We start from the raw sequence: 10,800 nt of genomic DNA, 5'->3' as shown, positions 1-10,800 counted from the left end.
TCCGGGCGAAGATGAAGCCCTGCAGCGAGCGGGCCGCGCCGCAGCTGATGTGGCCGATCGTCCAGATCACGAAGGCGGTGGCGAAGCCGATCCGCGCCCCCACCCGGTCCACGAACCGGCCGAACAGCAGGTAGCTGACCGCATAGGTGGCCTGGAACCAGAAGACCACGTCGGCATAGTCGGTCTCGCTCCACGCCAGGTCCTTCTCCAGCGTGGGCTTGAGCACCCCCAGCATCTGCCGGTCGACGTAGTTGATCACCATGGCCGTGAAGAGCAGGGCCACGACGATCCAGCGGTAGTTGCCGACCCTAATGGTCGGGGCGGCCTCGGAAGCCTGAGCCGTCATGCGTTTCCTCCTGGCGCATCACGTCTGCGCCTGCGCGGGCTCTACGGAGCAGCGCACCTGCCCCAGCGGCCCGAAGTCGATGGTGGCCGTGTCGCCGGCCTTCACGTCGTGGATGCCGGTGAGCTGGCCAGTGGAGACCCAGGTCCCCGCCTTCAGCGGCCGGCCGCGCCCGGCGGCGTGGCCGAGCAGGAAGGCCAGGCAGTCCGCCGGCCCGCCTTCCAGGTTTGCGGCCGAGCCCTCGCCGACCCGCACTCCGTTCACGATCGTGGCGCAGGTCAGGCTCTCTGCGGTCCGATCGCGCCAGCCGGGTATAGGCGGGCCGACGATCAGCCCGGCGTTGTTGCCGAAATCGGCGACGACGACCGCGGGGCCGAGGGCGTTGATGGCGGCCAGGGGGCTGCCGGCCAGCTCGGCGCCGATGTGCATGTCGGCGACAAGGCCCAGCGCTTCGTCCGCAGTCCAGCTCAGCTTGCCGGCCGGCGCATCGGCGCCCAGCCGGTAGAGCACCTCGGCCTCCACCGCGGCGAACCCGCCGGGAATGGCCGGAAAGGTCCCGGCGTGGACCGGCCCCTGCACCTTGGCGCGGAAGATCGGGCCCACCAGTCGGCTGACGCCGAACCGCGCCTGGCCGTCCGGCGGCACCTTGCCGATCTTCCAGCCGGCGATCTCGTCGGGCCACAGGCCGATGGCCGCCTCCTGAATCGCGTAGGACTCCGACAGGTCGGCGGGAACGGGGCCGGGGAAGGCGTCCAGCGCCTCTCCCGCCGCGCGCGCGGCGGTGAGGCGGCGGGCGATCGACAGGGCGTCCCGTGCTGCCTCGGCGGCGGCCGTCGGCTCATTCAAACGCTGATCCTCCCGCGGCGCGGCCCGCTGCCGGGGCCTTGTTCCGGCCTATAGGAAACCGGTGTCATTTTCAAATCAAGGCCGCGCTTAGACGGATGAGCATCAGGCTTCCAGGGCTTGATAGGGATCGGCGTCCAAGGCGGCGTAGGCGTCCCGCACCGCTGCGACGAACGGCTCTGCGGCGGCAAGCTCCCGCCGGAAGACGCTGGAAAGCCCCAGGAACTTCGCCACGTCCGCGCAGGCCGACTCGCCAGCCGCACGGCCGACCGCGAGAAGCTCATTGGCGAGGGGATCGACCAGGTCGTCGCCGCTGCGGGCCCGCTGGCGCACGAACAGCATCCAGGCGGCGAGGGGGACCGCCAGCCGCCGCAGCGGCCGCCCGGCCGCGAGCGCCTCGGCCGCCGTCTCGAGGATCCGGAACGGCAGCTTCTGCGAGCCGTCCCAGGCGATCTGCGAGAGGCGATGCTCGATCGCCGGGTTGCGGAAGCGCGCCAGCACCTCGCCGACGTAGGCCGTAAGGTCGAGCCCGGCCGCGGGCGTCAGGCTGGCCGCCGCATCCTGCCGCATCAGCCGCTCGACGAAGGCCGCGAGCCGCGCATCGCTCATCGCCTCGGCCACCGTTCCATGCCCCATCCGCAGGCCCACATAGGCCAGCGTCGAGTGGGCGCCGTTGAGGATCCGCAGCTTGGCCCGCTCGAAGGCCGCCACGTCGCTGGTGAGGGTGACGCCCGCCTCGGCGAAGGCGTCCGCCTCCGCCGCCGGCAGGTCCTCCACCACCCATTGGACGAATCGCTCCCGCTGGATTGGCCAGGCGTCCTGAAGCCCCAGCGCCTCGGCGGCGGCGGTGCGCAGCGCTTCGTCCGTCGCCGGCGTGATGCTGTCGACCATGGTGTTGGGGAACCGCGCCTCGGCCTCCATCCAGCCCACCAGTTCGGTCTCGCCGCGGGCTTGCGCCAGCTGCAGCACCGCCCGCTTCAGCCGCGCCCCGTTGCCCGAGAGGTTGTCGCAGGAGAGGGACGTGAAGGGGGCGGTCCCCGCCGCCCGCCGCGCTCGCAGGCCCGCCAGCACCCAGCCGACGAAGCTGACCGGCGCCGCCTCGCCCAGGTCCCGCCGCACGTCGGGATGAGCCAGGTCCAGGTCGCCCTCCGGCGTCAGGCAGTAGCCCTTCTCGGTGACCGTCGCTGTGACGATCCGAACCCTCGGGTCGACCAGCCGCCGCAGCACGGCCGCCGGATCACGCGGCGCGGTCGCCACCTCCAGCAGCGCGCCGATCACCCGCACCCGCGGCTGCGCCGCCTTCTCCACCAGCGCGTAGAGCCCGTCCTGCGGCTCGAGCGCCTGGCGCACAGCATCGCTCCGCAGCGACACCGCGCAGACGCCGAACCCCGGCCGGCGCGCCAGCATCTGGTCGAAGTAGAAGGCCTGGTGCGCCCGATGGAACGCGCCGGGCCCGAAGTGCACGACCCCGACCTGCGCCGAGGCGCGGTCGTAGGCGGGCGTCAGAACGCCTGCGTGCACCTGGCTCAAACTGGAGTTCGAGAGCCGCCTCACACCCCTTCTCCCCTCGCGGGAGAAGGTGGCCGGCGCAGCCGGACGGATGAGGGGGAAGGCGTCGGGGCGGCGCGGACGCCGGTGGTTCGCCTCCGGTGGGCCCCCCTCATCCAACCCCCTCCGGGGCCCACCTTCTCCCTCGAGGGGAGAAGGGGTGTCAGCAACACCGCGCTCAAAGCGTCACGCCCCGCTTCCAGAGGGCGATCTCGCGCTCGCCGTTCTCCTCGGCCCGTGTCGCCTGGCCGGAGGCGGTGGCCAGCACCAGGTCGAGCAGGGCCTCGGCGGCCGCATCCATCGGCTCGCCGGCGGCGATCCGGCCGGCGTCAAAGTCGATCCAATGCGGCTTGCGCTGGGCGAGGCTCGAGTTGGTGGAAAGCTTCAGGGTCGGGGCAGGGAAGCCCAGCGGCGTGCCCCGCCCGGTGGTGAACAGGATCACCGTCGCACCGGCCGCCGTCAGCGCCGTCGAGGAGACCGCATCGTTCCCCGGCGCCTCGAGCAGGGTCACGCCCGGCCGCGATGCCCGCCCGCCATAGCGCACCACCTCGGTCACCGGCGCGCGGCCCGCCTTCTGCACCGCCCCCAGCGACTTCTCCTCCAGCGTCGTCACCCCACCAGCGATGTTGCCGGGGGAGGGGTTCTCGCTGACCGGTTCGCCGTGGCTCAGGAAGTAGCTCTTGAAGTCGTTCACCACCGCGGCGAGGTCCTCGAACACCGTCGCATCGGCCGCCCTGGCCATCAGCAGCCGTTCGGCCCCGAAGATCTCCGGGATCTCCGTCAGCACCGCCGTTCCGCCCGACGCGGAGACCGCGTCCGCGATCCGCCCGACCAGCGGATTGGCTGTCAGGCCTGAGAACCCGTCCGAGCCGCCGCACTTCAGCCCGACCACCAGGTCCGACAGGGGGCAGGGCTCGCGCCGATCCTTCTCGGCGATCTCCACCAGGGCCTCGACGGCCGCCAGCCCCGCCTCGACCTCGTCCTCCTCGGCCTGCGCGGTGAAGGCCCGCAGGCGCTCGGGGTCGACGTCGCCCGCGCTCTCTAGCAGCGGCCCCAGCTGGTTGCTTTCGCAGCCCAGTCCGATCACCAGCACGCCGCCGGCGTTGGGATGGGCGGCCAGCGCCGCGGTGATCGCCCGCGTCGCCGCCAGGTCGCCACCGAGCTGCGAGCAGCCGAACGGGTGGGTCAGGGCATGCACTCCGTCCACCCGGCCCCGGAACCGGCGGTCCGCCTCGGCGGCGATCTTCTGCGCCGTGCGGGCCACGCAGCCGACGGTGGACAGGATCCAGATCTCGTTGCGCGTGCCGACGCGCCCGTTCCGGCGCCGATAGCCGTGGAAGGTCCTGGCTGGCGCGGGCGGCAGCGGCTCGGCCGCAGCGGGCTGATAGGCATAGCTCTCGAGCCCCTCCAGCAGCGTGGTCAGGTTGTGGGTGTGGACGTGGTCCCCCGGCGCGATGTCGGCGCTCGCCCCGCCGATCGGCCAGCCGTACTTGCGCACCGCCTCGCCCGCCGCGAGCGCCCTCAGCGCGACCTTATGGCCGGCCGGGATGTCCTGCCGCGCGACGACGCCGTCCGCCACCGCATCGCCCGCCGCGAGCCCGCGCAGCGCCACCGCCACGTCGTCCCGCGGGTCGATCCGCAACAGGGAAGCTGCCAACGCCATGGATCCATGGTAACCGGTGTCATAGTGACTTCAAGCCGTAAGGATGTCGCCATGCCCAGGCCGCTCTCGCTGCACGAGGACCGTCTGTTTCCGGCCGATCCGGGGGTGAGAGCGATCGCCCGGCGGCTGTATGGGCAGGTGAAGGACCTGCCGATCATCTCGCCCCACGGCCACACCGACCCGGCGTGGTTCGCCACCAACGCGCCGTTCTCCAACGCCGCCGAGCTGCTTCTGGCGCCGGACCACTACCTCTACCGAATGCTCTACAGCCAGGGCGTGGCCATGGACCGGCTGGCGGTGCCGAGCCGAAAGGGCGCTTCCAGCGCAGACCCTCGCGAGGCCTGGCGCCTGTTCGCCTCAAACCAGCACCTGTTCCGCGGCACGCCCAGCGCCATCTGGCTGGCCCACGTCTTCTCGGTCGTGTTCGGCTTCGACGTGGCGCTGGAGGCGCAGACCGCCGACCTCTACTACGACCGCATCAACGAACAGCTGGCGACCGAGACCTTCCGCCCCCGCGCCCTGTTCGACCGCTTCGGCATCGAGGCCCTGGCCACCACCGAGAGCCCGCACGAGAGCCTCGACCACCACGCCGCCATCCGCGCCAGCGGCTGGGGCGGGAACGTCATCACCGCCTACCGCCCCGATCCGGTGGTCGACTGCGAGCACGAGGCCTTCGCCGAGGCGCTGGGCCGGTTCGGCGAGCTGACCGGCCAGGACGTGATGAGCTGGCAGGGCTACCTCGAGGCCCATCGGATCCGCCGCGCCGCCTTCGCCGCCGCCGGCGCCACCTCGACCGACCACGGCCATCCCACCGCGGCCACCGCCGACCTTTCGCCTCCCGACGCAGAGCGGCTGTTCCAGACCATCGTCTCCGGCAAGGCCACGCCCGCCGAGGCCGAGCTGTTCCGCGCCCAGATGCTGACCGAGATGGCCCGCATGAGCCTCGACGACGGGCTGGTGATGCAGATCCACCCCGGCTCGTTCCGGAACCACAACGCCCAGGTGTTCGCCCGCTTCGGCCGCGACAAGGGCGCCGACATTCCCCAGGCCACCGACTACGTCCGCGCCCTGAAGCCGCTGCTCGACCGGTTCGGCAACGAGACGGACCTGACGGTCATCCTCTTCACCCTGGACGAGACGAGCTACGCCCGCGAGCTCGCCCCTCTGGCCGGCCACTATCCGATCCTGAAGTTGGGCCCCGCCTGGTGGTTCCACGACAGCCCGGAGGGCATGCGCCGGTTCCGCGAGCAGACCACGGAGACCGCCGGCTTCTACAACACCGTCGGCTTCAACGACGACACCCGCGCCTTCCTCTCCATCCCCGCCCGCCACGACGTCGCCCGCCGGGTGGACTGCGCGTTCCTGGCCAGGCTCGTGTCCGAGCACCGCATGGCCGAGGACGAGGCGGGGGAGGTGGCCGTCGACCTCGCCTACAATCTGCCCAGGCGGGCTTACAAGCTCGACCGAAAGCCGGCCCGCGAGCTCGCCGGCGCGGGCTGAGGTGGCGGCGCGCCCGCAGCGGCGCTATGACCTTACGCTGAGAGAAGAAGGGCGGTTCGGTTGGCCAGCAAGGGGCGGACAGGCGCGCGCGCAGCGTTGGAGTGGGACTCCAGCCGCCGTCCGACCATCAACGACATCGCCCGGCTGGCGCAGGTCTCCAAGAAGACCGTCTCGCGGGTCATCAACCAGTCGCCGTTCGTGAAGAACGACACCCGTGAGCGGGTGGCCGCCATCATGTCCGAGCTGGGCTATGTGCCGGACCCGCAGGCCCGGGGCCTGGCCTTCCGCCGCTCGTTCCTGATCGGCCTGGTCTACGACAACCCCAACCCGCAGTACGTCATCGACATGCAGCAGGGGATCCTCGACGCGGTCCGCGGCTCCGGCTTCGAGCTGCTGGTGCACCCCTGCGACCGCGCCAGCCCCAATTTCCTGACCGACGTGCGCACCTTCGTAGAGCGGCAGAAGCTGTTCGGCGTCGTCCTGCCGCCCTCGGTGTCCGAGGACGAGCGGCTTGCGAAACTTCTGACAGACATCGACTGCGGCTACGTCCGCATCGCCTCGGTGGTGCTGGACGCCTCCCCCAGCATGGTGGTCACCCACGACAACCGAGGCGGCTACCAGGCGGCCCGCCACCTGGCCGAGCTCGGGCACCGGGTGGTCGCCCACATCTCCGGCCCGGACACATTCCGCTCGGCCCACGAGCGCCGGCGCGGCTTCGTCGAGGGCCTCGTTGAGGGCGGCGTCGAGCTGCCGTCCCACCTGCGTTGCGAAGGCGCCTACACCTTCGATTCCGGCCTGGCCTGCGCCGACAAGCTGCTGAGGCTGAGCCCGCGGCCGACCGCCATCTTCACCGGCAACGACGAGATGGCCGCCGGCGTCTACCAGGCGGCCCGCAACCTAGGGCTTGAGATTCCGCGCGACCTTTCGGTGGTCGGCTACGACGACAGCCCGCTCGCCGCGCGGCTCTGGCCGCCCCTCACGACGGTGAAGCTGCCGATCCGCGAAATGGGCCGCACCGCCGCCCTGAAGCTGATCGGCGACCGCGAACCGGACCCCGCCGCCAAGCCCACCGAATTCGAGCCGGCGCTGATTGCGAGGGCCTCGACCGCCCCGCCGCCATAACCTCATCCCCGCACTGATCGGACGGGGAGGAGCTCACGCCGCCGCGCCGACTCCCCTGGCTCAGCCTCCACGGCTGAGCCCGGCCACGCGGGCGGCCAGCGCCGCGTTCAACCCCTCGTAAGCGGGCGTGAAGTCCCGCGCGAGGCGCTCGGGGGTGAAGCCGAGGGTGATCAGGCCGCCGAAGTCCTCGCCGTGCATCAGGCGGGTCCCCTCGGCGGCTTGTTCCAGCGTGAAGTGGTGGCGGCCGTTGAACAGCAGCGGGACCCACCCCGACCAGGCTAGCGCCTTGCCCGGCACGCAGGTGGTCACCGTCACCGTCTGGTCGATGGTCGTCCCGGGCCTGGCCAGGTTCAGGAAGGTCATCCGCACCTTAGCGCCCAGCCGCGCCTCGCCGCGCGCCCGGATGTTCAGCGGGTTCCACGCTTCGTAGCGGTCGAAGTCGGCCAGCACCGCCCAGACCTCGTCCGGCGGGGCGGGGATCAGGGCCTCGGTGCGCACGATCGGCATGTCAGGACCCCGTCGAGGTGTATCTGCCGACGCCGAACCGCCACGCCCACAACGATACCGCCAGGAAGGCGAACCCCGCCAGCGGCGCTGCCGGGCCAACCCAGGCCGGGGCGCCCGTCGGGTCCGCCCGGTCCAGGATCGCAACCACCGGGTAGTAGGCCACGCAGGCGATCGGGACCACGAACGTCAGAAACCTGCGGAACCAGGTCGCATAGATGCTCAACGGATAGTGCGCAGCCTGCACGCCGCCGTAGGTCAGCACGTTGGCTACTTCCAGGCTCTCCACCGTCCAGAAGGCGAGGGTGGCCTGCAGGACCACCAGGCCGGCGAACAGCGCCATGCCGCCGGCGATCGCGAATAGGGCCAGGCCCGTGTCCACGACGCTCCAGTGCGCTCCGCTCAACTGGACGCCGAGGACCAGCACGCCCAGCCCCTGGGCCGTGCGCCCGAACCGGCTCAGCCGGAACTCGTGCCCCACCAGCTGGAGCACAGTGGAGCGGGGCCGCAGCAGCACCCGGTCGAAGGCGCCGGTCTTCACGAACTCGCTGCCAAAGATGTCGAAGCCGCGGGTCACCAGGTCGGCGAACGAGAAGGCGATGTTGACCAGGCCGTAGAAGACGCAGACTTCGCCCAGGCTCCAGCCGCGGATCTGGCCGAACCGATCGAACAGGGCCCAGACCCCGACGATCTCCAGCACGGTCGCCAGGAACTGGCCGAGCGTCAGCATCGCCGCCGAAGCCGGGTACTGCATCTGCGCCCGGATCGAGGCGCCGAACAGCTTCATGACCAGCGCCGCGCCGCTCAACCCCTCAGCCCCCCTGCACCTGCAGCCGCGCCATCACCCGGCTCAGCGCCGCGCGCCCGATCAACACGAACGTCACGGTCCAGAAGGCCTGCAACCCCAGGCCCAGCCAGATCCCGTCGCCCGCCAGCCCGCCGAAGTAGATCCGGCAGGGGATGTCGAGCACGCCCGCGAACGGCTGGGCCAGCAGCCACGGCTGGAAGGCCTCCGGGTAGAGGGCCAGGGGGATGATGTTGCCGGAGAAGAGGATAGTCACGGGCATCGCCAGGGTGTTCACCCCGCGCTCATTCAGCGTCGCGGCCACCAGCACGTTCAGCAGCATGATGATGGCCGCCGAAAGCAGCGCCGCCAGCCCGAGCGAGACCACGAACGCCAGGCCTGCGGCCAACCCGGCGGGCGGTCGCCACGACCACTCGTGCAGCCCCAGCAGTGGCACGATGACCGCCGCCGTCGCCGCCATCAGCACCGCCCGCGGCGCCACCCTCGCCAGCATCCAGGCGAGCGCGCGGGCGTACCAGAACCCGTAGGTGTCCACCGGCCGCAGGCGGTCGTAGCCGACGCCCCCGGTGCGCACCGCCTGACCCACCTCCGGGTCGGCCCACCAGGGCTGCAGCACCAGGAAGGCCTGGGCGATCCAGGTGTAGGTGATGGTGTCGGCCAGGCTGATCGGCGCCCGCGCCGCCGCCGCCGGGGCCGAGGCGAAGAAGGCCGCATAGATCATCACCTTCAGCCCTCCCCACCACAGCTGGGTCGCGAACCCCGCCAGCGCCGCCGCGCGGTACTGCAGCGTCAGCTGGAATCGCGCGGCCAGCGCCGCCGTGTAGGGCCGGGCCCGCGCGCTCATGCCTCGCCGGCCCCATGCTGCTCGTAGAAGCGGGCGATCACCTCCTCGATGGCCGGCTCCTCGATATGGATGTCCTGCACCGGGTGGTCGGCGGCGATGCGCGCGATAAGCGCCGGGGTGGGGACTGTCGCAGGGTCGAAGGCCAGCTCAACCGAGCGCCCAGCCCGGGCCCGCACCACCACCCCGGGGATCACCAGCTCCGGCGCCTCGCCCTCGAAGTCGACGAACAGCCGCCGCTCGGCGAGGACGTTGGTCCTCAGGTCCTCGAACGGGCTGTCGGCCAGCACCCGCCCGTGGCCGATGACGATCACCCGCTCGGCCAGCGCCTCAATGTCGTGCATGTCATGGGTGGTCAGCAGCACGGTGACCCCGTGCTCCTTGTTCAGTCGCTTGACGAACCCGCGCACCGCCAGCTTGGCCGGCGCGTCGAGGCCGATGGTCGGCTCGTCGAGGAACAGGATCGAGGGGCTGTGCAGCAGCGCCGAGGCGATCTCCGCCCGCATCCGCTGGCCCAGCGACAGCTGCCGCACCGGCTGGTGCAGCAGGCTCTCGAGCCTGAGCAGCGCGACCAGCTCGTCCCGCCGCTCGCGGTAGGCCGCCGGCTCCACCCGGTAGATGGCCGCCAGCAGGTCGAAGCCGTCGATCACCGGCAGGTCCCACCACAGCTGGGTGCGTTGGCCGAACACCACCCCGATCCGGCCCACGTGCTTCTGCCGGTCTTTCCAGGGTACGAGCCCGTCGACTTCCACCCGGCCCGCGTCCGGCGTCAGGATCCCCGACAGGATCTTGATGGTCGTCGACTTGCCGGCGCCGTTCGGGCCGATGAAGCCCAGGAGCTCGCCGCGCTCCAGGCTGAAAGAGACCCCCTTCAGCGCTTCCACCGCTCGATGCCGTCGGCGCAGCAGCCCGCGCACGGCGCCCAGGGCGCCGGGCTCGCGTTCGGCGACGCGAAAGGTCTTGACCAGGTCCTGAACCAGGATCTGGGGCACGGGCGTACGCCTTGATTGTCAAAGAGGGACGGCGACGCTAGCCGAACCCCGTTCCCCTGGCAAACGGCGAAGCTGCGCCCCACAACTACCCGCCCCGCGTTCGCGGGGGAGGTAGAGTGCTGAGAGGAGCCGGCGCTTGCCAGCCCTGACACCGGTGTCAATATGCCCCGCATGAGCCCGAAGATCACCCGCCGCACCAGCCTCTTCGCCACGGCCGCCGCCGCGTTCGCCGGCCCCGCCGCCGCCCAGGCGCCGTCGCGCGAGGCGGTGCTGGCGGCCATGCGTCGGGCCACGGCCTTCATGACCGACAAGGTGGCGACAAGGGGCGGCTACGTCTGGGCCTACCTGCCGGACTTCTCCCGCCGCTGGGGCGAGCTGGAGGCCAAGCCGAGCATGGTCTGGGTGCAGCCGCCGGGCACGGCCACCATGGGCCACCTCTATCTGGACGCCTTCCACGCCACGGGCGACGCCCGCTACTACGCCGCCGCGGAAGCCGTCGCCGGCGCGCTGATCGCTGGCCAGCACCCCTCCGGCGGCTGGAACTACCTCATCGATTTCGCCGGCGAGGCCTCGCTCAAGGACTGGTACGAAACCTTGGGCGCCAACGCCTGGCGGATGGAGGAATTCCACCACCACCTC

Annotated in this window: 10 protein-coding genes and 1 pseudogene; 3 read left to right on the top strand and 8 right to left on the bottom strand. The window is 71.4% G+C overall.

What is annotated here, in order from left to right; all coding sequences use genetic code 11:
- The 4 genes from VHK87_RS10575 to VHK87_RS10560 form a co-directional block, all read right to left on the bottom strand.
- The coding region (locus tag VHK87_RS10575; protein ID WP_329634861.1) for an MFS transporter at nucleotides 1–346 on the bottom strand (346 nt) is incomplete at its 3' end.
- 18 nt (nucleotides 347–364) lie between these two features.
- Nucleotides 365–1,189, bottom strand: coding sequence for a 2-keto-4-pentenoate hydratase (locus tag VHK87_RS10570; protein WP_329634860.1), 825 nt, complete (start codon nucleotides 1,187–1,189; stop codon nucleotides 365–367).
- A 102-nt stretch (nucleotides 1,190–1,291) separates the two neighbouring features.
- Nucleotides 1,292–2,740 (bottom strand): mannitol dehydrogenase family protein, encoded by a 1,449-nt coding sequence (locus tag VHK87_RS10565; protein ID WP_329634859.1) that lies wholly within the window; start codon nucleotides 2,738–2,740, stop codon nucleotides 1,292–1,294.
- Nucleotides 2,741–2,912: 172 nt separating this feature from the next.
- Complete coding sequence (locus VHK87_RS10560; protein WP_329634858.1) at nucleotides 2,913–4,397, bottom strand: altronate dehydratase family protein; 1,485 nt, start codon at nucleotides 4,395–4,397, stop codon at nucleotides 2,913–2,915.
- A 51-nt stretch (nucleotides 4,398–4,448) separates the two neighbouring features.
- Between VHK87_RS10560 and uxaC the strand changes: the two genes are divergently transcribed.
- Together uxaC and VHK87_RS10550 are read left to right on the top strand one after the other, a co-directional pair.
- The gene (gene uxaC, locus VHK87_RS10555) at nucleotides 4,449–5,897 is read left to right on the top strand and encodes a glucuronate isomerase (protein WP_329634857.1); all 1,449 of its coding nucleotides are present in this window, start codon (nucleotides 4,449–4,451) and stop codon (nucleotides 5,895–5,897) included.
- Nucleotides 5,898–5,957: 60 nt separating this feature from the next.
- On the top strand, nucleotides 5,958–7,019 hold the full coding sequence (locus VHK87_RS10550; protein ID WP_329634856.1) for a LacI family DNA-binding transcriptional regulator: 1,062 nt from the start codon (nucleotides 5,958–5,960) through the stop codon (nucleotides 7,017–7,019).
- Nucleotides 7,020–7,079: 60 nt separating this feature from the next.
- Here the strand turns inward: VHK87_RS10550 and VHK87_RS10545 are convergent, their stop codons facing one another.
- The 4 genes from VHK87_RS10545 to VHK87_RS10530 are packed head-to-tail and all read right to left on the bottom strand — an operon-like array spanning nucleotide 7,080 to nucleotide 10,086.
- Nucleotides 7,080–7,526 (bottom strand): SRPBCC domain-containing protein, encoded by a 447-nt coding sequence (locus VHK87_RS10545; RefSeq protein ID WP_329634855.1) that lies wholly within the window; start codon nucleotides 7,524–7,526, stop codon nucleotides 7,080–7,082.
- Between the two features lies 1 nt (nucleotide 7,527).
- Nucleotides 7,528–8,331, bottom strand: a complete 804-nt coding sequence (locus VHK87_RS10540; RefSeq protein WP_329634854.1) for an ABC transporter permease — start codon at nucleotides 8,329–8,331, stop codon at nucleotides 7,528–7,530.
- Nucleotides 8,332–8,335: 4 nt separating this feature from the next.
- Entirely contained in the window at nucleotides 8,336–9,172 is an 837-nt protein-coding gene (locus VHK87_RS10535) for a hypothetical protein (RefSeq protein WP_329634853.1), read from the bottom strand.
- Complete coding sequence (locus tag VHK87_RS10530) at nucleotides 9,169–10,086, bottom strand: ABC transporter ATP-binding protein (RefSeq protein ID WP_414694139.1); 918 nt, start codon at nucleotides 10,084–10,086, stop codon at nucleotides 9,169–9,171. Before VHK87_RS10530 ends, VHK87_RS10535 begins: the two co-directional genes overlap by 4 nt.
- Before the next feature lie 246 nt (nucleotides 10,087–10,332).
- On the opposite strand from VHK87_RS10530, the pseudogene VHK87_RS10525 reads away from it, so the two are divergent.
- Nucleotides 10,333–10,800 (top strand): annotated as a pseudogene (locus VHK87_RS10525) (pectate lyase); the annotation flags it as partial.

The sequence above is a fragment of the Phenylobacterium sp. genome (genome assembly GCF_036263695.1).
Lineage (GTDB): Bacteria > Pseudomonadota > Alphaproteobacteria > Caulobacterales > Caulobacteraceae > Phenylobacterium.
This window is presented reverse-complemented; position numbering and strand designations above follow the sequence as displayed.